This is a genomic window from Sporosarcina sp. Y1009, assembly GCF_057669865.1.
Genome location: NZ_JBYHFO010000009.1, coordinates 59,177 through 80,123 on the forward strand (window position 1 = coordinate 59,177; position 20,947 = coordinate 80,123).

The 20,947-nt window shown below is 41.1% G+C and carries 22 protein-coding genes; 1 reads left to right on the plus strand and 21 read right to left on the minus strand.

What is annotated here, in order from left to right:
- Positions 1-553: 553 nt before the first annotated feature.
- The 19 genes from wecB to AC25Y1_RS12430 form a co-directional block, all read right to left on the minus strand.
- Complete coding sequence (gene wecB, locus AC25Y1_RS12340) at positions 554-1,678, minus strand: non-hydrolyzing UDP-N-acetylglucosamine 2-epimerase (RefSeq protein ID WP_488148301.1); 1,125 nt, start codon at positions 1,676-1,678, stop codon at positions 554-556.
- 19 nt (positions 1,679-1,697) lie between these two features.
- Positions 1,698-2,327: a uracil phosphoribosyltransferase gene (upp, locus tag AC25Y1_RS12345; RefSeq protein WP_488148302.1), complete on the minus strand. Its 630-nt coding sequence runs from the start codon at positions 2,325-2,327 to the stop codon at positions 1,698-1,700.
- Positions 2,328-2,542: 215 nt separating this feature from the next.
- Positions 2,543-3,811, minus strand: coding sequence for a serine hydroxymethyltransferase (gene glyA / locus AC25Y1_RS12350; protein ID WP_488148303.1), 1,269 nt, complete (start codon positions 3,809-3,811; stop codon positions 2,543-2,545).
- Positions 3,812-3,838: 27 nt separating this feature from the next.
- The gene (locus AC25Y1_RS12355) at positions 3,839-4,387 is read right to left on the minus strand and encodes a TIGR01440 family protein (RefSeq protein WP_488148373.1); all 549 of its coding nucleotides are present in this window, start codon (positions 4,385-4,387) and stop codon (positions 3,839-3,841) included.
- A gap of 35 nt (positions 4,388-4,422) precedes the next feature.
- On the minus strand, positions 4,423-4,860 hold the full coding sequence (rpiB, locus tag AC25Y1_RS12360; protein ID WP_488148304.1) for a ribose 5-phosphate isomerase B: 438 nt from the start codon (positions 4,858-4,860) through the stop codon (positions 4,423-4,425).
- Positions 4,861-5,127: 267 nt separating this feature from the next.
- Entirely contained in the window at positions 5,128-5,571 is a 444-nt protein-coding gene (locus AC25Y1_RS12365) for a low molecular weight protein arginine phosphatase (RefSeq protein WP_488148305.1), read from the minus strand.
- A gap of 52 nt (positions 5,572-5,623) precedes the next feature.
- Positions 5,624-6,124, minus strand: a complete 501-nt coding sequence (locus tag AC25Y1_RS12370; RefSeq protein WP_488148306.1) for a manganese efflux pump MntP — start codon at positions 6,122-6,124, stop codon at positions 5,624-5,626.
- Positions 6,125-6,188: 64 nt separating this feature from the next.
- Positions 6,189-7,220, minus strand: coding sequence for an L-threonylcarbamoyladenylate synthase (locus AC25Y1_RS12375; protein ID WP_488148307.1), 1,032 nt, complete (start codon positions 7,218-7,220; stop codon positions 6,189-6,191).
- Positions 7,221-7,279: 59 nt separating this feature from the next.
- Complete coding sequence (locus AC25Y1_RS12380) at positions 7,280-7,843, minus strand: stage II sporulation protein R (RefSeq protein ID WP_488148308.1); 564 nt, start codon at positions 7,841-7,843, stop codon at positions 7,280-7,282.
- 43 nt (positions 7,844-7,886) lie between these two features.
- Complete coding sequence (prmC, locus tag AC25Y1_RS12385) at positions 7,887-8,741, minus strand: peptide chain release factor N(5)-glutamine methyltransferase (RefSeq protein WP_488148309.1); 855 nt, start codon at positions 8,739-8,741, stop codon at positions 7,887-7,889.
- Complete coding sequence (gene prfA / locus AC25Y1_RS12390) at positions 8,734-9,810, minus strand: peptide chain release factor 1 (protein ID WP_488148310.1); 1,077 nt, start codon at positions 9,808-9,810, stop codon at positions 8,734-8,736. The genes prmC and prfA overlap by 8 nt, the downstream gene beginning before the upstream one ends.
- Before the next feature lie 139 nt (positions 9,811-9,949).
- Positions 9,950-10,552, minus strand: coding sequence for a thymidine kinase (locus AC25Y1_RS12395; RefSeq protein WP_488148311.1), 603 nt, complete (start codon positions 10,550-10,552; stop codon positions 9,950-9,952).
- Positions 10,553-10,910: 358 nt separating this feature from the next.
- Positions 10,911-11,144 (minus strand): 50S ribosomal protein L31, encoded by a 234-nt coding sequence (rpmE, locus tag AC25Y1_RS12400; protein WP_488148312.1) that lies wholly within the window; start codon positions 11,142-11,144, stop codon positions 10,911-10,913.
- A 605-nt stretch (positions 11,145-11,749) separates the two neighbouring features.
- The gene (gene rho / locus AC25Y1_RS12405) at positions 11,750-13,033 is read right to left on the minus strand and encodes a transcription termination factor Rho (protein WP_488148313.1); all 1,284 of its coding nucleotides are present in this window, start codon (positions 13,031-13,033) and stop codon (positions 11,750-11,752) included.
- Positions 13,034-13,180: 147 nt separating this feature from the next.
- A complete protein-coding gene (gene glpX, locus AC25Y1_RS12410) occupies positions 13,181-14,149 on the minus strand; it encodes a class II fructose-bisphosphatase (RefSeq protein ID WP_488148314.1) in 969 nt (322 codons plus the stop codon).
- Positions 14,150-14,224: 75 nt separating this feature from the next.
- Positions 14,225-15,502, minus strand: coding sequence for a UDP-N-acetylglucosamine 1-carboxyvinyltransferase (murA, locus tag AC25Y1_RS12415; protein ID WP_488148315.1), 1,278 nt, complete (start codon positions 15,500-15,502; stop codon positions 14,225-14,227).
- A gap of 17 nt (positions 15,503-15,519) precedes the next feature.
- Positions 15,520-16,167: a fructose-6-phosphate aldolase gene (fsa, locus tag AC25Y1_RS12420; RefSeq protein WP_488148316.1), complete on the minus strand. Its 648-nt coding sequence runs from the start codon at positions 16,165-16,167 to the stop codon at positions 15,520-15,522.
- Between the two features lie 75 nt (positions 16,168-16,242).
- Entirely contained in the window at positions 16,243-17,100 is an 858-nt protein-coding gene (locus AC25Y1_RS12425) for a class II fructose-bisphosphate aldolase (protein WP_488148317.1), read from the minus strand.
- Between the two features lie 121 nt (positions 17,101-17,221).
- Entirely contained in the window at positions 17,222-17,584 is a 363-nt protein-coding gene (locus tag AC25Y1_RS12430; protein ID WP_488148318.1) for a response regulator, read from the minus strand.
- Between the two features lie 231 nt (positions 17,585-17,815).
- Here AC25Y1_RS12430 and AC25Y1_RS12435 point away from each other — a divergent pair, with 231 nt between their 5' ends.
- The gene (locus AC25Y1_RS12435; protein ID WP_488148319.1) at positions 17,816-18,331 is read left to right on the plus strand and encodes a DUF2529 family protein; all 516 of its coding nucleotides are present in this window, start codon (positions 17,816-17,818) and stop codon (positions 18,329-18,331) included.
- A 65-nt stretch (positions 18,332-18,396) separates the two neighbouring features.
- Here AC25Y1_RS12435 and pyrG read toward each other — a convergent pair whose 3' ends face one another.
- Positions 18,397-20,004, minus strand: a complete 1,608-nt coding sequence (pyrG, locus tag AC25Y1_RS12440; protein WP_488148320.1) for a CTP synthase — start codon at positions 20,002-20,004, stop codon at positions 18,397-18,399.
- A gap of 155 nt (positions 20,005-20,159) precedes the next feature.
- Positions 20,160-20,729, minus strand: a complete 570-nt coding sequence (rpoE, locus tag AC25Y1_RS12445) for a DNA-directed RNA polymerase subunit delta (RefSeq protein WP_488148321.1) — start codon at positions 20,727-20,729, stop codon at positions 20,160-20,162.
- Positions 20,730-20,947 lie beyond the last annotated feature (218 nt).

Below are 20,947 nucleotides of genomic sequence, written 5' to 3' on the forward strand. Positions count from 1 at the left end.
TCAGTGCATTATACACATTGTCAAACAAACGACAAATTTAAAAATTAATACAGTGAGTGTAACCTTTAACTTACATTTTCATACATTTTAATCTATCCTTTGGAAGCGGACTTAACAGATTACTCGTTTTTTAAATTTGGGTAGTTGGTAGAGTTTAAGTTTTTTTGAGATTTTCAGGTTGATTGATGAAGATTGCTTATTTTTTGGGGTGTTTTTTCGGATTTAAAGGGAGTGTGATGCGTACTTTTGGGAAAACGTTGCGTTCTACCAAAAATGTGCGTTCATGGATGAAGCGCTCCGATTTGGGTAGTCGGATAGTCCTGTTTTGCGGATATGTTTGTAAAAAGCGCGGATATCTCAAGGATAGTGTCGTATAAATTGGCTGATGTGTCAGATATCTGGGCTTCAACGTCGGATATCCGTGAGAAACTTACGGATATATTCAAGCATAGTTCATTTGCTAGCGAAATCATGATGTTTCCATAGACTTCTCCTATCTAAGTACACCGTTAGATTAGGTATTCATTAAAAAAAGACAACTTCCTTGATTGTTTCAAGGAAGTTGTCTGTTTAAGTACGTTTTTAGTGCCGTGACGATTCGTTCGGAGGCGTGGCCGTCGCCGTATGGGTTTGAGGCTTTGGCCATTTTATTGTATTCCTCTTGGTTTGACAATAATTCGTCTGTCAGCGTAAAGATGTCGTCTTCGTTTGTGCCTGCAAGTTTTAAGGTGCCAGCTTCAATACCTTCTGGTCGTTCTGTTGTGTCACGTAACACAATGACTGGCTTTCCGAGTGAAGGTGCTTCTTCTTGAATGCCACCCGAGTCGGTTAGAATGAGATGTGCAGCTGCCGCGAAGTTATGAAAATCGATGACTTCGAGCGGTTGTATTAAGTGGACTCGTGGATTGTCACCCAGTATTTCATCTGCAATTTCGCGGACGACTGGATTTAAATGCACTGGGTAGACAACTTGAATGTCTTTATGCTTTTCGAGTAAACGATTGATTGCCCGGAACATGCCTCTCATCGGCTCGCCAAGATTTTCCCTACGATGGGCTGTCAATAAGACGAGTTTATCTCCCTCAAGGCTATCTAAAATTGGATGCGAATAATTTTCGCGCACTGTTGTTTTCAGCGCATCAATTGACGTATTTCCTGTGATGAAGATTTGATCTTCTGGTTTTCCTTCAGCTAACAAGTTTTCTGCTGCTTTATTGGTTGGTGAAAAATGTAAATCTGCTAGCACACTTGTTAGTTGACGGTTCATCTCTTCTGGGTACGGGGATTGCTTATTCCAAGTACGCAGTCCTGCTTCGACATGACCAACTGGAATTTGATTGTAAAATGCTGCCAAACTGCCGATAAAAGTTGTTGATGTGTCCCCGTGGACTAAGACGATATCAGGTTTCGCCTCTTTCATAATTGCATCGAGCCCTTCTAGCCCTCTTGTTGCAACATCGATAAGCGACTGACGGTTCTTCATGATATTTAAATCATAGTCCGGGATGATCTTGAACGTTTCTAGTACTTGATCGAGCATTTCACGGTGTTGAGCCGTAACCGTAACGATGGATTCAATATCTTCATGATGTTTTTCAAGTTCTAATACGAGGGGAGCCATTTTAATCGCCTCAGGCCGTGTTCCGAAAATGGTCATCACTTTCCATCTCTTGTTCACTTCACTACCCCCATTTGTATTATTTTGTTCCAAATAGGCGATCGCCTGCATCACCAAGACCAGGAACGATATAACCGTGTTCGTCTAGTTTTTCATCAAGTGCTGCGATGTAAATATCAACGTCAGGATGTGCTTCAGTCATTGCTTTTACGCCTTCAGGTGCAGCAATTAGACACATAAAACGAATTTTTTTTGCGCCGCGTTTTTTGAGTGAGTTGACAGCTTCAATTGCAGATCCGCCAGTAGCTAGCATTGGATCGACCAGGATTAGATCACGTTCTGAGATGTCAGAAGGAAGTTTCACATAGTATTCAACAGGAAGAAGTGTTTCCGGATCACGGTAAAGTCCGATATGTCCGACTTTCGCCGCTGGGATTAAATTCAAAACTCCTTCTACCATACCAAGGCCTGCTCGTAAGATAGGAACAATTCCTAATTTTTTCCCTGCTAACACGTTTGACATGCCTTTTTGAACTGGTGTTTCAATTTCTTTCTCAGTCAATGGTAAATCACGAGTGATTTCATAAGCCATTAGTGTTGCAACTTCATCTACAAGCTCACGAAACTCTTTTGTTCCCGTATTTATATCTCTTATATACGTCAATTTGTGTTGAATTAATGGATGATCTAAAATATGTACTTTTGGCATTTGTATTCGCTCCTTTTAAAATATCCAATTTAGTATAACAGAATTGAGTATAACCTTACACATATGTATCAAAACTACGAGCTATTTTTATCGTGTGATTAAAAACATTTAGTAGCTAGTAAGGGTTTACTGGTTTTATTCATAATTTAACAAATCTTCTTGTGTCTGTGTGTAGACGAAAAACAAGCCACTTTCCAAGAAAGTGGCTTGATAAATTAAGCATAAAGTGGGAATTTATTTGTCAGTGTTGTGACACGTTCTTGCGCTTCTTGTTTGACGTTTTCGTCTTCTGGATTTTTTAACAGACTTGCAATAATTGATGCGATTTCTGTCATTTCTTCTTCTTTAAATCCACGTGTTGTAACTGCTGGCGTTCCGATGCGGATACCTGAAGTGATGAAAGGACCTTCTGTATCAAAAGGAATTGTATTTTTGTTTACAGTAATTCCTACTTCATCCAATACAGCTTCTCCAGTTTTTCCTGTAATTCCAAGTGAACGAAGGTTTAATAGTACTAGGTGGTTATCAGTTCCACCTGAAACAATGTCAATGCCTTCTGATACAAGTGCTTCGCTTAGTGCAACAGCATTTTTCTTCACTTGTTGAATATATGCTTTAAATTCTGGTTGTTGTACTTCGCCAAACGCAACGGCTTTAGCAGCAATTACATGCATAAGTGGACCGCCTTGTACGCCTGGGAATACTGAGGAGTTCAATTTTCTACCGAACTCTTCTGTACTTAAGATGAATCCACCACGTGGTCCACGTAATGTTTTATGTGTTGTAGATGTTACAAAGTGTGCGTGTGGTACTGGGTTTGGATGTTCGCCTACTGCAACAAGACCCGCAATATGAGCCATGTCGACGAATAAGTATGCGCCGATTTCATCCGCAATTTCACGGAATTTCGCGAAGTCGATTGTTCTGGAATAAGCACTTGCACCAGCAACGATCATTTTTGGTTTATGTTCTAATGCTTTTTGACGAACATCTGCATAGTCAATCTGCTCGTCTTCTTTGCTTACACCGTACTCAACAAAGTTGTATAGTTTTCCTGAGAAGTTTACTGGGCTACCATGTGTTAAGTGACCCCCATGGGAAAGGTTCATCCCAAGAATTGTGTCACCTGGCTCTAGCGCTGCGAAATAAACAGCCATATTCGCTTGTGCACCAGAGTGGGGTTGAACGTTTGCATATTCTGCACCGAAAATTTCTTTTAGCCGATCACGTGCAACGTCTTCAACGATATCAACATGTTCACAACCACCATAGTAGCGTCTGCCTGGATAACCTTCTGCATACTTATTTGTTAGAACTGAGCCTTGTGCTTCCATTACAGCTTCAGATACGAAGTTTTCAGATGCAATAAGTTCAATGTTCGACTGTTGGCGTCCTTTTTCTGCCATGATTGCGTTGTAAACAACCTCGTCTGCTTTTACGTGATTTAGTTCAGCTGTTAGTTTTTGTGTTTTGACATGTCCCATTTGGTTTGTCCCCTTTATAGGTTATATTTAATCTTCAGCGTCTTTATTTTCATAAATGGCTCGTTCTCCACCAATTAGTTTTGGACGGGTCGATGCAATCGTAACGACTGCATTGCCCACTTTATCGATGGATGTTCGAATCGGAATGGCTACGTGTTTTAAATGCATACCGATTAGGGTTTGTCCGATATCGATACCTGCATGTGCTTTAATTTCTTCAACGACGACGGGATCGGACATTTGCGCGTAAGCATAGGCAGACATCGAACCCCCTGCATGTGGTGATGGAATCACGGTTACAGGTTCAAGATGACCTATTTTGGCGGCATTTCGTTCAATAGTGAGTGCTCGGTTAATATGCTCGCATCCTTGGAATGCCAGATTGAGATGGTGTTTGTCGGCAAAGGTTTTTAATGGTGCATATAATGTCTCTCCAATTTCCAATGCACCTGACGTACCGATTCGTTTTCCAGCTACTTCGGAAGTAGAACAACCGACTACAAAAAAACTACCAGGCTCTAGAGTTACTTGTTCGGAGATTTCAGATAAGAGTTCTTCCAATTGAAGTCTCCACATATGTAGCGCATCCAATTACTTCCCCTCCACCCGTTTTAGTCCTCTAGCTGCATCAGTTTTTCAATACGAACTGCATGTCGACCACCTTCGAAAGATGTATCTAGCCATGCAGAGACGATTTCCTTTGCATGTCCGGCGCCTACTACGCGCTCGCCCATTGCTAGGACGTTTGTGTCATTATGTCCACGCGTTGCTTTTGCGCTAAAAACATCATGTACGAGTGCACAGCGAATCCCTTTTGTTTTGTTTGCAGCGATTGACATACCAATCCCAGTTCCACAAATTAGGATTCCGCGATTAAACCGACCTTCTGCGACACCTTCACAAACTGGAGATGCGTAGTCAGGATAGTCGACTGAGTCATCATTTTTCGGTCCGAAGTCTTCATATTCTACACCACGTTCTGACAATAACTCGATGATTTCCTTTCGAAGTCGATTGCCTCCATGGTCGGAAGATATAGCGATTTTCATGGCGCCCCTCTTTTCATAATATATTCTCTATTTATTCTACCATTTTTCAATACAAAATGTTATAAACCTAATACTGTTTTTTAAAATTTGTTTGAAGTCGGTGAATAGAGTTGTTTTATGGGCGTGAGGATGAGAGAATTTCTCTCGTGATTACGCATCGGTGCTAAGGAAAGATTGAATTGTATCTTCTCGAACTTTTTGACGCCTCCCGCAATGGCAAAGGCAAGCCGTTACTATTTATGAAGATAATCTTTATTCCTTTACAAATTAATCATCACTGATTAATTTCTCTTCAAGTTGGGTCATGAGTGCGGATAGTTCGTTGAATGTTTCGCGGTAGGTTTCGAGGTTTCCGCCGAATGGATCGTGCACATCATCGTTTGTTGAAGGTATGATAAAGCCTTTTAGTGTCTCTATTTTTTCGCGATTTTCCGGGAATAATTGAACTAACACATTTTTATGTGATTCGGTCATCGTCAATATGTAATCTGCCCACTGCACGTCTTCTCGAGATAGCGATCTGGAGACATTTGTATAAGGCATTTTCGCATCCTCAATAAGCGTTCGGGCATTTTCAGCAATAGGCATCCCGTCTAATGCATGTATACCTGCAGATTTGACCGACACATTTGATATGTTCTTCGCACGTAAAATCGCTTCTGCCATAGGACTTCTGCATGTATTACCTGTACAAATTAAATAGATATTCATTGATATTCCCCCTTACTCTATACAATACCCGATTTCTTATACACGGGCGAATTTATTGTAAAGCTGAAATGATGCCCATTAGAATTAAAACGACTCCTGCAAATTGCCGAATGCGTTTTCCATCCTTTATTCCCAACCGTTTTTTGAACGTCAATGAAATATAGGAAAATAGGAATGCGAAGAAGCCGGACGCTACTATAAATAATGTTTTATCTAAATGGATCATGCCAAAAGAAACGCTGACCGAGAAGGCATCAATGCTGACCGCCAACGCGATGAGGGCTGGAGATACTTTTTTCGGACCCGTCCCGTCTTGATCTTCCAATAACATATGGAGGCCGATTAACCCTAGGAGAACGCCTGATAGTAAGTGACTGAAGCTAGAGAAAAAGGATGCTGAAAACTCCCCGGTTAAAAATCCGAGGAATGGAAGAGAGATATTAAGCAGCGTCGTCCAAACAATTAAAGCAAACTTGCCACTTCTCATATCTAATAATGCGTATACAACAACGATGTCTAGCGTTGTGATACCAGCTGCAAATAATTCATTCACCGCATAACCTCCCGCATACCCGCGCTTATAGCCATCGTATGCAAGAGAAACATCCGTCTAGTACTTATTTATCCAAAAACCGCTTTCCATCAGATGCTTTTTGTAACCGGTTCATAAATGCAGTGCCCATTCCAACTAAATCCGTTTCCACTGCAAGAATAATATCTGCATCCGTCAGATCACATTGTCGAAGTGCTTGATATAAATTGACTGCCATTTCTTCGTTACTACTTCCGGAACCGATTGAGAAATACCAATCCGCATTTTCCAGTCGCAAATGATCAGGTCCAATGACAGCTGTTTTTTTTTCGTCAGCTTTCAATTTTATAACCGCTTTTTCAATCTTTTCGAGGTCTGCTTCTATTGTGAATAAAGGGGCTTCTGGTGCGTAATGTTGGTACTTCATCCCCGGTGCACGCGGCGTGTCCTCTTTTATACTTTCATCTGCGATATGCACAGGTCCAATGACTTCTTCAATCATTTCTCTGGTCGCTCCGCCTGGCCTTAATATAACCGGCGGCACAACTGTCATATCTATGACGGTAGATTCGAGACCGACACCTGTACGGCCTCCGTCTACGATAAGTGGAATCAGCCCGTCTAAATCTTGTTTCACATGATTTGCTTCAGTGGGGCTCGGCTTACCGCTTCGATTTGCGCTTGGTGCTGCAAGTGGTGCTTTTAGTTCTCGAAGTAGTTCTAGTGCAACGGGATGGTCTGGCATTCGAATGCCGACTGTCTTCACACCTGGCGTAACATTTGGGGCAATGACATTTGGAATTGCATTGAATACAAGCGTTAGCGGGCCAGGCCAAAATGCATCCATTAGTGCTTTCGCCTGTTCGGGAATATGTGCAGCATAGTTTTCAACTTCATCGCTTTGACCAATATGTACAATTAGCGGATTATCGGAAGGACGCCCTTTTGCTTTGAAGATTTTCGCAACTGCTTTTTCATCTGTCGCAATTGCGCCTAGTCCGTATACAGTTTCAGTCGGAAAGGCGACGACTCCTCCATTTTTCAGTATATCCACAGCTTGTTTATAGTTTTTTTGTTTATCCGCAATTCTATCCACAGAAATTATTCTCGTCTTCATCATAAAACCCTCATTTATACACAGTTTATTTGTTTTATCCACACTTTTTGTGAGTAACCTTATGAAAAGAGTCCAGTTATCCACTCCCAAACGAAAAAAGTAACTTTTTCTTCTTCAGGTTCTTTCTCTGCTTCTGGATAGCAAATTCTCGGGAATAGTGCACACCACCAGTTATCCCCACGACCACTTCCGATTGTTAATAGATAGGCATCGTACTCGGATTGTGGATAAATAACGAACCCCGATTTTTTTGCTGGAAATAAAGCGGCCTCTTTTCGTTCCAATGTTACGCCTACATCACCAGCAATTGTTGATGCAATTTGAAGAATCTTTGGTTCGAGTGCAGCTAACTTCTCACCCAGCTCTTTTTTCGAAGTCGAATGCAAGACGGCATTTTCAATCAACGGTTGAATTTCAAGCTGAATTTCTTCCTTCATCGCTTGATCCGCTGCACTATTCGAGTGGGCGAGCAGTCTGAAACGAATTGTTTCTTCTTGAGACTCCACACCCGTGAATAATGTTAGGATGCACTGAATGATAATTAAGATCAAAATGAATTCTGCATATGGTATCATTCGTTCAATTTTAGTTGTTTTTTGTTTAATCTCGTAATCTTGTAACATATCAATCTCCCCCTACACGCATTGTTACCAGGGGAGGTGTCATTTATTCATCAATCTCACAAAATAGCATGCGATTATTTTTGTTGATATCTTTTACGATTTCTACTTTCGCTGTTGGAAATGCATCTGTAAACAATTTGTGCACAGCTGGTCCTTGCTCATACCCAATTTCCAAACCGATTATGGAAGGCTTGTTCATAAGTGTTGGTAAGTTTTCCGCGAGTTTTCTATAAAAGAAAAGTCCGTCTTCTTCTGCGAATAAAGCGCGATGTGGTTCAAAATCCAATACGGTTTCGGACATCGAGTCCGCTTCTTCAAAAGCAATGTAGGGCGGGTTGGATAGTATGATGTCCCATGTTATGTTTGCGAGTGGTTCGGTTAGGTTTCCTTCTTTGAAAGTGATTTCGGCGTGAAGTTGTTTGGCGTTTTGGGTTGCGACTTCGAGTGCGTTTTGACTGATATCGGTTGCGGTTACAGTTGCTTCTGGCCATTCTTTTTTGAAGGTGATGGCGATTGCACCGCTTCCTGTGCCGATGTCTGCCATCGTAATGTGTTTTTCTTTGAAGATGTTTTTGGCGCGCGCGAGTGTTTCGTATAGTAATTCTTCGGTTTCTGGACGTGGGATGAGTACATGTTCGTTCACTTCAAAGGTTCGTCCGTAGAAGCTTTCGGATCCTAACACATATTGCACGGGTTTTCCGTCTAGCAGTTCATCAATTTTAGCCCAAAATGATTTTTGTTGTTCTTCGGTTAGTGGCTCGCGGAGGTCCGCTAATAGGGCGGCTCTGTTTTTTTGTGTAACAGATTCAAGGACGATGTTCACCGCTCCTACATCTAGTCCTTTGTCCGCTAATAAATCTGCGGCTTTTTTTTGCGCTTCATAAACTCGTTCAGTCATTGGTATTTAGACTTTCGAGTTGATGTGCTTGTTCTTCCATTGTTAATGCTTCGATGATTTCATCGAGATTCCCTTCGATAATTTGGTCGAGTTTTTGAATCGTTAAACCGATGCGGTGGTCTGTCACACGATTTTGTGGGTAGTTGTAGGTTCGGATTCTTTCTGAACGGTCGCCTGTTCCGACTGCTGATTTACGGGTCGCAGCATATTCGTCATGCGCTTCCTGTTGTGCTGCATCATAGACACGAGCTTTTAATACTTTCATGGCTTTTTCACGGTTTTTAATTTGTGATTTTTCGTCTTGCATGGATACCACGATTCCCGTCGGCAGATGCGTAATACGAACAGCAGAGTCTGTTGTGTTAACATGCTGACCACCTGCGCCACTTGAACGGTACGTATCGATTTTCAAGTCTTCTCGGAGAATTTCAATATCGACATCTTCGGCTTCCGGCAAGACCGCAACTGTTGCAGTCGATGTATGGGTTCTTCCGCCCGACTCGGTTTCCGGGACGCGCTGAACACGATGCGCACCATTTTCAAATTTTAGTTTTGAAAATGCACCGTTGCCTGTGATCATGAAAATGATTTCTTTAAAACCACCGAGTTCGGTTGGCGATGTCTCGATGACTTCTGTTTTCCAGTTGTTCATTTCCGCATAGCGGCTGTACATACGGAATAAATTGCCCGCAAATAATGCAGCTTCATCCCCACCCGCTGCGCCTCGAATTTCCATGATGACGTTTTTATCGTCATTTGGATTTTTTGGAATTAAAAGCACTCTTAACTGGACTTCGATTTCTTCGACTTTTTCTTCTAGTTCCGAAAGTTCAAGTTTCACAAGTTCTTTCATTTCGTCATCTAGGGATTCGTCGAGTAAACCTTTTGCGTCCTTGTATTCTGCCTTTACTCCTTTGTATTTACGATACACGTCAACCGTTTCTTGCAAACCCGATTGTTCCTTGGAATAATCACGGAGTTTTGATATATCACTGACAATATCAGGGTCACTGAGTAATTCGTTTAATTGGTCATAGCGGTCTTCTACCGCTTGAAGTCGTTCAAACATTGGGCACACCTCATTTTATGTCTATTTTGTATGTTAATTGTACGGGAATTCTCCTGCTAAATACAGTTTTTTCTCCAGTAAGACAGCTTTCAAACAAAAAATGTGAAACGCGATGATAGCGTCTCACATTTTTCTCGTCTTAACTTTGGGCAACAGCTTCAGAAATACCTTGTGGCACTTCATGGTGTTTACGACATCTTGCTTCGTACGCTTCTTTTGCGCCTACGAGAATCACCGGATCATCATAACCCGCAGGCACGCCATTGATTAGTCTTTGTGTGCGACTTGCAGGTGATCCACATGATGTACAAACTGCTTGAAGTTTTGTGACGTGTTCCGCAACCGCCATAAGTCTTGGCATTGGACCAAATGGCTCTCCGCGGAAATCTTGATCGAGTCCAGCAATAATGACTCGGTAGCCTTCATCAGCTAGACTCATCACTGTTTCAACGATATCTTCATCGAAAAACTGTGCTTCGTCGATGGCAATTATATCGAAATTGGACTTGTCGAATTCTTCGATATGTAGAGAAGTTGCGACTGGATTCGCGATAACCGTCGTCCCATTGTGACTAACAACGGCTTCATCGCTATATCGATTATCGATTTCCGGTTTAAAAACAGCTATTTTTTGTTTGGCGAATTGCGCGCGTTTGACACGGCGAATTAATTCTTCGGATTTCCCTGAGAACATACTACCGCATATGACTTCGATCCATCCGCCTTGTACTGCTTGGTACATAGTAAATCACCTTTCTTGTGGAGCTTTTTATATAAAGTGCATTCGTCTGTGAATCTTTATCATAACCGAAAACCGACTATATTTAACGTCTTTTTTTTATTGGTGGAATGTGTTACATCGTTTTTATTTGGTTGTATTCGGAAAAAGAAGTGGACGCTCCTCGATGTGATTTGTTTGTCTTCACCTAGTGGAATTCTTACTTATCCAGCTTCGATATTGTTTGAGAAATGGTCGCTGTGGACTAATTGGCTTTTTAAAACTTGTCCACATGTTCATAAGTTTATAAGTTATCGTTTCCAAAGCATTGAAAAATACCCGTTCGGGGCGATTGCACCGTAACGGGTATTTAACAATAGCTTTATTCTTCTTCGTTGGCTTCTTCGTTGATTTCTTCTTTGAGGCCATATTTTTTGTTGAAACGGTCGACACGGCCGTCCGCTTGAGCAAATTTTTGACGTCCAGTGTAGAATGGGTGACATTCTGAACATACTTCAATACGAATGTCCTCTTTTACTGAACCTGTTTCAAATGTGTTTCCACATGAACAAGTCACGTTTGCAAGCTTGTATTCTGGGTGAATTCCTGCTTTCATCGGTCTATCTCCTCTCGCTCTGAACCATCCGGAACAGAATATATTAGACTGATGCCTTACACGACCCGTAAGTCAGTCGTATATGCAGCAGATCGTTTTATTGATACTTAGTGAGTATAACAAATTATATCGTGCATCGCAACTATCTTTTATCAACTACGATTGCGAATCTAGACAAACATCATTTTTCGTGGGATGTAGTTTTGGAACGGGGAACGTTTTGGCCAAAGCTGGGAACGTTTCGGGCAAACTTGGGAACGCTTTCGATGAACTAGGCAACGTTTTATGAACTTGGGAACGTTTTGACCAAAGCTGGGAACGTTTCAGGCAAACTTGGGAACGCTTTCGGTGAACTAGGCGACGTTTTATGAACTTGGGAACGTTTCAGGCAAACTTGGCAACGCTTTCGGTGAACTAGGCAACGTTTTCGGCGAACTTGGGAACGTTTTGACCAAAGCTGGAAACGTTTCAGGCAAACTTGGCAACGCTTTCGACCAACTAGGGAACGTTTTCTTGAGTTGGGAACGATACTCACAATATAACTTTCCCATATATAAAAATGGGATTCGCTCGATTAAAAATTGAGCGAATCCCATTTCATGATTTTATAGTAACCCTTTCCCGTTACGATGGGCTTTCATTTCTGCATTAAGCTTTTCGAAAAACTCTTCGTTGGTTGTCGTTTGGCGAAGCTTTCTTAGGAAGCGTTCGACAAAGTCTGGTGCATCCGAAAATGTCTTGCGGATTGCCCAAAATTTTTCGAGCTGGTCTTTTGGTAAAAGAAGTTCTTCTTTTCGTGTTCCTGAACGACGAATGTCGAGTGCCGGGAAAATACGGCGTTCTGCTAGATTGCGGTCAAGGTGAAGTTCTAAGTTACCTGTTCCTTTGAACTCTTCGTAAATAACATCGTCCATTCTTGAACCTGTGTCGATCAGCGCAGTTGCTAAGATTGTTAGACTGCCGCCTTCTTCTAGGTTTCGTGCAGCTCCAAAAAATCGTTTTGGTCGATGGAATGCGGCTGGGTCAATCCCCCCGGATAATGTTCGGCCACTTGGTGGAATTACGAGGTTGTAAGCACGTGCTAGTCTCGTAATGGAGTCCATTAGAATGACAACGTCTTTTTTATGTTCAACGAGTCGCATTGCACGTTCAAGAACAAGTTCTGCAACTTTAATATGATTTTCTGGTAATTCATCAAATGTTGAACTAACGACGTCTGCTTTCACTGATCTTTCAATATCAGTTACTTCTTCTGGTCTTTCATCTATCAATAGGACAATGAGTTCAGTATCAGGATAATTAGTTGCAATGGAGTTTGCAATCTCTTTTAAGAGTAATGTTTTCCCGGCTTTTGGCGGTGCGACAATCAGTCCACGTTGACCAAAACCTACAGGCGCGACTAAATCCATAATTCTCGTTGATAGTTTTGTTTGATCCGTTTCAAGTTTAATATGACGATCTGGGTAAAGTGGAGTAAGTGCCGGGAAATGAACTCGATTTCGTGAATCTTCCGGGTCTTCTCCGTTCACAGCTTCTACTTGGAGTAGACCGTAATAGCGTTCAGATTCTTTTGGCGGTCTAACTTTCCCTGCAACTTTGTCACCATTTCGAAGGTCGAAGCGGCGAATTTGTGAAGCGGAAATATAAATATCCTCGGAACTTGATGAGTAATTTATCGGACGAAGGAATCCGTACCCTTCCGATTGAATTATTTCAAGGACACCTTCCATGAAAAAGAAGCCTTCTTTTTCTGCTCTTAATTTCAAGATAGCAAAAATCAATTCTTTTTTGGACATTTTTGCATAATAAGCAACTTTAAATTCTCGGGCATGTTCATATAACTCTTTTAAAGTCATATTTTCAAGCGCCGACATCGTTAATATTTTCATTTTTTTGGCACCACTCTTTTAGTTTTTGAGTTTAATTTTTTGAGGTTTAATTAAGGAAAGCACGAGCTGTCTCGTTCGGAAAATATGCTTCTGCTAAGCTAGGACACTTAGCAGAAGCTAGTTTTTGGAATGCAAGTTTGTGTTATATCAGGTTTGCATCACGAGGTGAGGTTTTTTCTTCATACTATGACGACCTTCTACGAAGCGTACAGTTCCAGATTTGGAACGCATGACAACGGAATGTGTTTCACTGTAAGAACCTTTGAACCGAACACCGCGAAGTAACTCCCCATCAGTTACACCAGTTGCGGCAAAAATTGCATCTTCGCCTTTAACCAAGTCGTTCATGTAAAGTACTTTTCTCAGATCGATACCCATTCTCTCGCATCGATCGATTTCTGCTTGATTTGACGGGATGAGTCGACCTTGAATTTCCCCACCAAGGCATTTGAGCGCAACAGCTGAAATAACACCTTCAGGAGCTCCCCCATGGCCGAATAAAATATCGACACCTGTTCCATCAAATGCCGTGTTAATGGCACCAGCAACATCACCGTCTGTGATTAATTTAATTCGTGCACCTGCTGCACGAATTTCTTCAATAATTCCCAAATGACGCTCTCTATATAACACCGTGGCTACGACGTCTTCAATATCTTTATTCTTAGCTCTTGCAACAGCCATTAAATTATCGGTGACAGAAGCATCAATGTCAATTTTACCAACCGCTTCCGGACCAACTGCAATTTTGTTCATATACATATCTGGCGCATGCAGTAAATTTCCTTTATCTGCAATGGCTAGTACTGAGAGTGCATTCCAACCACCAGATGCAACAATATTCGTTCCTTCTACCGGATCAACAGCGACATCAACCAGCGGTCCCCCGTTACCCATACCCAGTTCTTCACCAATATAGAGCATCGGGGCTTCGTCCATTTCCCCTTCGCCGATAACGACAACCCCTTGCATTGGAATTGTATCGAAGACCATGCGCATTGCTGTTGTTGCTGCGTCGTCCGCTTCGTTTTTCAAACCGCGTCCCATCCAACGGGCTGCTGCGACACCTGCTGCTTCAGTTACTCTTACTAATTCCATAGATAAACTTCGTTCCATTTATGTTTCCTCCCGATTTCAGATGACATAGCTGAACGTTAACCGCCGTTATTATAACATAAATAAGGCTTTCATTTATTTGCGAATCGTAGTACTTTCAGTAACTTTGACTTTGGTTATTTGTGCACCGAGCCCTTGCAACTTTTCAATCAAAGAGCTGTACCCACGTTCTATATGGTGAATATCACGGACTTCGGTCTCCCCATCTGCAATTAAACCCGCAAGTACGAGAGCGGCTCCTGCTCGAAGATCTGACGCACGAACTGTTGCCCCTTCCAAAGGAGTTGGTCCAGATAAAACTGCAGATCTACCTTCAACACGTGCGATAGCGTTCATTCGGCTTATTTCATCAATATGTTTAAATCTTGCAGAGTAGACTGTATCAGTAATCATTGAAGAGCCAGTTGCTTGCGTTAGAAGCACTGAAAAAGGTTGTTGTAGGTCTGTAGGAAAACCAGGATAGACAAGTGTTTTTATATCAACAGCCTGCAATTTCTTTGTTTTCGGGATAAATATTTGCTCATCTTTTTCAATGATATCTACGCCCATTTCACGAAGCTTTGATGTTAACGCTTCGACATGGAATGGAATAACATTGTCGATTGTTACACCGTCTCCAGCTGCTGCAGCCATAATCATAAATGTGCCTGCTTCAATTCGGTCTGGAATAATCGTGTGGCGCGTGCCGTGTAATTTTTCGACACCATCGATACGAATAATATTCGTACCAGCACCTTTAATATTCGCACCCATATTAGATAATAATGTGGCGACATCAACGATTTCTGGTTCTTTTGCGGCATTCTCAATTGTTGTTCGCCCTTTTGCAAGAACTGCTGCGAGCATAATATTGATTGTTGCGCCAACGCTAACAACATCCAAATATATTTTAGCGCCTCGTAATTCTTTCGCACGTAAATAAATTGCACCGTGCTCATTTGTAACTGTTGCACCTAGTGCTTCGAAGCCTTTAATATGTTGGTCAATTGGACGAGGGCCAAGGTGACAACCACCTGGCAATCCAATTGCGGCATGTTTAAAACGCCCTAGCATCGCACCCATTAAATAGTACGAAGCACGGAGTTTTTTCACATTCCCGTTTGGCAATGGCATTGAAATGATTTCAGTTGGATCAATGACCATTGTTTTACCGTCCAGTTCTACTTTCCCGCCAATATCTTCGAGAAGCGCCTTCAAAGTTAGCACATCCGAAATTTCTGGAAGACCTTCGAGTGTAACGGGTGAGTCTGCCAAGATTGATGCTGGAATGAGAGCGACCGCGCTATTCTTCGCTCCACTTACTGAAATCGTACCTTGAAGCGGTTTACCGCCCTGAATTTTATAAACGTCCATGTCGCTCCCCTTTGGCATTACTTATTCTTTCTGCTTTCCCAATCCGCTAGAAATGCTTCGATTCCTTTGTCTGTTAACGGGTGATTAAACAGTTGTTTAAGTACGTTAAACGGAGTCGTTGCGATATGCGCACCTGCTAAAGCTGCATCTGTAATATGTTGAGGACTACGGATAGATGCTGCAATAATTTCTGACTTAATATCATGAATCACAAAGATGTTTGCAATTGTTTCGATTAGCCCCATACCATCTTGACCAATGTCATCAAGGCGGCCTAAGAATGGAGATACGTATGTAGCACCTGCGCGTGCGGCAAGTAGTGCTTGGTTTGCACTGAAAATAAGTGTGACGTTCGTTTTAATACCCTCTTTTGCAAATACTGAACATGCTTTTAGACCTTCAGGTGTCATCGGTAGTTTTACCGTGATATTAGGAGCGATTTTAGCAAGTTCGCGTCCTTCTTTTAACATACCTTCAGCATCAAGCGAAATTACTTCTGCACTCACTGAACTATCAACAAGATCAGTAATTTGACGAAGTCTTTCGTGGAATGGAACATCTTCTTTTGCTACTAGTGATGGGTTTGTCGTAACACCAGAGATAATTCCCCAGCTATGTGCTTCTTTAATCTCTTCAAAGTTTGCTGTATCTATAAAAAATTTCATTTTAATTCCTCCAATTAGTCAATTGTAAAGAAGGAGAATGCATTCAATATGGAATGCTTCTCCTAATTATTTCTATTATGCTTTTTGTGAGCTACCGAATTCACGCATTTTCCCGATTACTGTTTCTTTAATCGCTTCACGCATTGGCGTTAAGAATTTACGTGGATCGTAAGCTTCTGTATCTGCAGCAAGGAAATCACGAACTGCTTTAGTTCCTTGAATTTGGTTTTCTGTATTTACGTTAATTTTCGCTGTTCCGAGTGAAATTGAACGTTGGATATCTTTCAGAGGAATACCTGTTCCACCATGAAGAACAAGAGGTAGGTCTGACTGTTTTGAAATTGTTTCCATTTCTTCGAAACCTAGGTTCGGTTCGCCTTTGTAAGGACCATGAACAGATCCAAGAGCTGGAGCCAAACAATCAATATTTGTTTTTTCAACTAGTTCTTTACATTCTGCTGGATCAGCATAAATAACGCCATCTGCAATAATGTCATCTTCTTCTCCGCCAACAACACCGAGTTCAGCTTCAACAGACACACCTTTTGCGTGTGCATATTCAACAACTTTTTTTGTCGTTTCAATATTTTCTGCAAGTGGTTTTGAAGAAGCATCAATCATTACTGAAGTAAATCCTGCATCAATTGCTTCTTTACATTTTTCAAAACTTGATCCGTGGTCTAAATGGATAGCGACTGGAACTGTGATTTGAAAATCATGCATTAGCCCTTTAACCATGTTCACAACAGTCGTGAAACCGCCCATATAACGTGCTGCGCCTTCTGATACACCTAAAATAACAGGTGATTTTTCCGCTTCTGCTGCCTGTAAAATTGCTTGCGTATATTCCAGGTTATTCAGGTTAAATTGTCCAATTGCATAACCTTCTTTTTTACCTTTAATCATCATTTCTTTCATCGAAACAAGTGCCATGATTATTCCTCCTTGAGATAATAAAATTAAATTAAATTTGTTGACGTCGAATATGTAACAAATAAAACTTACTTACTTTTATTATCATAACAAAATCAGGCTGTGTTTACCACTGGCTGAACTATTTAGGATCAATTATAGAATTGACGGCGTCCCGAACTTCATATATATCAAAAGGTTTTGAAAAATATTTTTCTGCTCCAAATGCTAATACTTCTTCTGCCTTTTCCAATTCACCGTAAGCTGACATCATTATAACCGGTACTTTTGGCCAATTCTTCTTCATCACTTTAAGCACCTCAATGCCATTAATTCCAGCCATTTTCATATCTAAAAGAACACAATCTATGTCTAAATCCTCCATTTTTCGCAAGGCTTCAATACCATTTTTCGCAAGCAGTACTTCATAGTTTTCTTTGCGAAATACTTCTCCTAATAATAATCTTATCCCGGGTTGGTCGTCGACAATTAATATATTTTTCAAAGAAACACCCCCACCTTAATAGATTCCCCATATTATTTTAGATTACTTTCATTAATTTGACAATCAGGGTTTTCCCTTTGTAATTATTGGATTACTTAACTTAATAGCCCAAAACCTCATACCTACGGATTTTACAAACAGATGAAACGGAATTTCACATTTAAAAACAATTCGAATGAATTTACATTTAGTCAAAATAATCCCTATACTGTAGTGGGAGGTGCATATATTATGAAAATGTTAACGACACAGATTAGTGGATTATTGCAAAGGATCATCGCAAATAATACCGAGGCTATCGAAGAAACTGCGCGGCTTCTAGCACAGGCAACTATCGGTGAAGGTCGAGTTATTTTAGCTTGCTTCGGTGAACTAAAAGCCGTTCAATTTGTTGCGACAGCGGGTAATCATATTTTATACGGTGCTGTTAGGTACGAGCCGGGCATGAAAATTGAAACTCAAGACCGCGTTTGGATTCTCTCTCAACATGGTGAAGATGAAAATGCGCTTTCTTTGGCCCGTTCCCTCGCAGAAGATTTCATGCCGTTTGCAGCTGTATCTTCCGAGAAAGCTGAAGGCTATGAGCTTGCAGACTTGGCAACTACATATATTTCCACAGGACTTACACGGGGCTTGCTTCCTGGTGATGATGGTAAACGAATCGTGGAGCCACAGGCAATTGCTGGCTTGTTTATATATGAAGCCGTGAAAATTTCATATGATGAAATGGTATTAGAAGAAGATTAAGTCAAAAATAGCTACACAAAAATGGAAGGATAACCATTTTCGTGTAGCTCTATTTTTTCTATGAATTACATGTCTGTTTTGTTCGCCAATATCGCTTCAATAAACGTACTGATTAGCGGTTGTGGGCGCGTTGGACGTGATGCAAATTCTGGATGGAACTGACTTGCTACGAAAAATGGATGATCTTGTAGTTCGATTGTTTCTACAAATTGACCATCTGGACTATTTCCAGAGAAAATCATTCCTGCTCCTTGAAGTTGTTCACGGTATTCATTATTAAATTCATAACGATTTCTGTGACGCTCGTAGATTAATTCTTTACCGTATGCAGTGCTGACTTTTGTGCCATCCTCTAATTTACATGGATAAACGCCTAGTCGCATCGTGCCATTTTGGTCTTCACTATCTTTTCTCGGCATAGCCAGTTCGATAATGGCATTGCTCGTATCTGGAGAGAATTCTGTTGAATGCGCATCTTGTAAGTCAAGTACATTACGTGCATATTCGACGAGCGCCAATTGCATACCAAGTGCGATTCCGAAAAATGGTACTTTGTTTTCTCTCGCGTATTTGATTGCTTCGATTTTCCCGTTAATGCCGCGGTCCCCGAATCCACCTGGAACTAGAATTCCGTCAACATCACTTAATTCTGCCGCAACATTTTCTGCAGTCAGGAATTCCGAATTAACCCATTTCACTTCCACTTCGGTAGCAAAAGGGTATCCGGCATGTGATAAGGCTTCGACCGCTGAGATGTAAGCATCTGGTAGCTCAACATATTTTCCGACAAGTGCAACGCGAACTTTTTTCGTAACTGAACTGACTAAGTCCACAAGTGCATACAGGTCTGTCATATCCGCCTCACCTGCTTCTAATCGCAAGTGATCGATGACAATCTCGTCCATTTTTTGAGCTTTTAGCATAAGCGGCATTTTATAAAGAATATCCGCATCAACTGCCTCAATTACCTCTTCCGGACGTACACTACAGAAAAGTGCAATTTTTTCTTTCATCTCTGTTGGGACTGTTTGTTCAGAACGAACAACGATGACATCTGGTTGAATTCCTAGGCTACGAAGTTCTTTTACACTGTGCTGAGTTGGCTTGGTTTTCATTTCTCCCGCTGCTTTCATGTAGGGGATTAAGGTACAGTGAATGTACATGATGTCATCTTTATTAAAATCTGTTTTCATTTGACGGATTGCTTCCAAAATTGGTAAGGACTCAATGTCCCCTACGCTTCCTCCAATTTCTGTAATGACGACATCTGCATTTGTATTTTTTCCAGAAGCTAAGATACGCTCTTTGATTTCATTGGTAATATGCGGGATTACTTGAACAGTTGCACCCTTGTAGTCACCGCGACGCTCTTTTTTCAACACTGACGAATAAACTTTCCCCATTGTAACGTTTGAATACTTATTTAAATTTATGTCAATAAAGCGTTCATAGTGCCCAAGGTCCAAGTCTGTTTCTGCACCATCTTCTGTAACAAATACTTCACCATGTTGGTAAGGGCTCATTGTGCCCGGGTCAACGTTAATATAAGGGTCGAATTTTTGAATAGTTACTTGCAAACCGTGGTTTTTTAGTAAGCGACCGAGTGCTGCTGCGGTAATTCCTTTTCCCAGGGAAGAAACAACTCCACCTGTTACAAATATATACTTTGTCATATTCTATTCCTCCGAATTCTTTTTTATATGTTTTATAAAATAAAAAAGCGCCCTGCTGCAACGTTCGCAGTAGGAGCGCATTACTCTGAGTCATTTGTCCTTTTTCAGGAGCCCAGTAGAATCTTATCTTGATTTTGCGCTGAAGTCAAGTGAGATTATTCCTCTTCTTCTTCATCTTCTTCTTCATCATCTTCTTCGTCATCGATAATAAGATCTTCTGGAAGAATTTCATCTTCATCTTCATCGAGTATGTCGACGTCTACATCGATTTCAACTTCTTCTTCACCGATAAGATTGTCTACAACTACAACGTCTTCATCCTCATCTTCTTCTTCGTCAAGATCAATGAGATCGAATCCGTCTTCGTCTACCACGTCTTCATCGTCGTCCAGATCGATATCATCATCACCGGCAACAGCTTTTCTTTTACGTCGAGTTCGCACGACTGGTGCAGTTTCCACTTCTAGTTGGTCAACTGGATACCATTCACGCAATCCCCATCGAATGTCGTCAATCGAAAGAAATCTTCCGTCTGTATTAATATCTGTATTTATTCTTGGTAGTTTTTCGGCCATTGCTCTTACTGTAACGCCGTTAAGTTTACGAACTTCATCCATTAACTGTCTTAATGTTAGATTTTCGCCTTTTTCAGCCAATACTGCATAAGCGATATCGATACTCGATTCTTCCGCTAATTGTTCTTTCGTCATTTCACGAATGTCCATGTAATGCACGTCCTCTCTGCTAGTAAGGAGAGAGTCTACTTACTTTCTCTCTCTTATTATTAAACTTTACACATTATTATATACAATTTTTCATCATGTAATCCATTTACTCAATGATCACACTCAAAAAAAGGACCGATTTCCAGTCCTTTACATTCATCTTCACAATTACAAGCTTTATCTAAACGATTATACCATACGCAGTTTTTTTCGTAAAG

Excerpts from the sequence above, each read along its gene's own strand:
- fsa (WP_488148316.1), bottom strand. The coding sequence starts at position 16,167 with ATGAAATTTTTTATAGATACAGCAAACTTTGAAGAGATTAAAGAAGCA.
- pyrG (WP_488148320.1), bottom strand. The coding sequence starts at position 20,004 with ATGACAAAGTATATATTTGTAACAGGTGGAGTTGTTTCTTCCCTGGGA.
- AC25Y1_RS12365 (WP_488148305.1), bottom strand. The coding sequence starts at position 5,571 with ATGAATATCTATTTAATTTGTACAGGTAATACATGCAGAAGTCCTATG.
- rpoE (WP_488148321.1), bottom strand. The coding sequence starts at position 20,729 with ATGGACATTCGTGAAATGACGAAAGAACAATTAGCGGAAGAATCGAGT.
- AC25Y1_RS12425 (WP_488148317.1), bottom strand. The coding sequence starts at position 17,100 with ATGGCACTTGTTTCGATGAAAGAAATGATGATTAAAGGTAAAAAAGAA.
- prfA (WP_488148310.1), bottom strand. The coding sequence starts at position 9,810 with ATGTTTGAACGACTTCAAGCGGTAGAAGACCGCTATGACCAATTAAAC.
- murA (WP_488148315.1), bottom strand. The coding sequence starts at position 15,502 with ATGGACGTTTATAAAATTCAGGGCGGTAAACCGCTTCAAGGTACGATT.
- AC25Y1_RS12355 (WP_488148373.1), bottom strand. The coding sequence starts at position 4,387 with ATGTGGAGACTTCAATTGGAAGAACTCTTATCTGAAATCTCCGAACAA.
- AC25Y1_RS12375 (WP_488148307.1), bottom strand. The coding sequence starts at position 7,220 with ATGAAGACGAGAATAATTTCTGTGGATAGAATTGCGGATAAACAAAAA.
- rpiB (WP_488148304.1), bottom strand. The coding sequence starts at position 4,860 with ATGAAAATCGCTATATCTTCCGACCATGGAGGCAATCGACTTCGAAAG.
- AC25Y1_RS12395 (WP_488148311.1), bottom strand. The coding sequence starts at position 10,552 with ATGTACCAAGCAGTACAAGGCGGATGGATCGAAGTCATATGCGGTAGT.
- glpX (WP_488148314.1), bottom strand. The coding sequence starts at position 14,149 with ATGGAACGAAGTTTATCTATGGAATTAGTAAGAGTAACTGAAGCAGCA.
- glyA (WP_488148303.1), bottom strand. The coding sequence starts at position 3,811 with ATGGGACATGTCAAAACACAAAAACTAACAGCTGAACTAAATCACGTA.
- AC25Y1_RS12435 (WP_488148319.1), top strand. The coding sequence starts at position 17,816 with ATGAAAATGTTAACGACACAGATTAGTGGATTATTGCAAAGGATCATC.
- upp (WP_488148302.1), bottom strand. The coding sequence starts at position 2,327 with ATGCCAAAAGTACATATTTTAGATCATCCATTAATTCAACACAAATTG.
- rpmE (WP_488148312.1), bottom strand. The coding sequence starts at position 11,144 with ATGAAAGCAGGAATTCACCCAGAATACAAGCTTGCAAACGTGACTTGT.
- rho (WP_488148313.1), bottom strand. The coding sequence starts at position 13,033 with ATGAAAATATTAACGATGTCGGCGCTTGAAAATATGACTTTAAAAGAG.
- AC25Y1_RS12380 (WP_488148308.1), bottom strand. The coding sequence starts at position 7,843 with ATGTTACAAGATTACGAGATTAAACAAAAAACAACTAAAATTGAACGA.
- prmC (WP_488148309.1), bottom strand. The coding sequence starts at position 8,741 with ATGACTGAACGAGTTTATGAAGCGCAAAAAAAAGCCGCAGATTTATTA.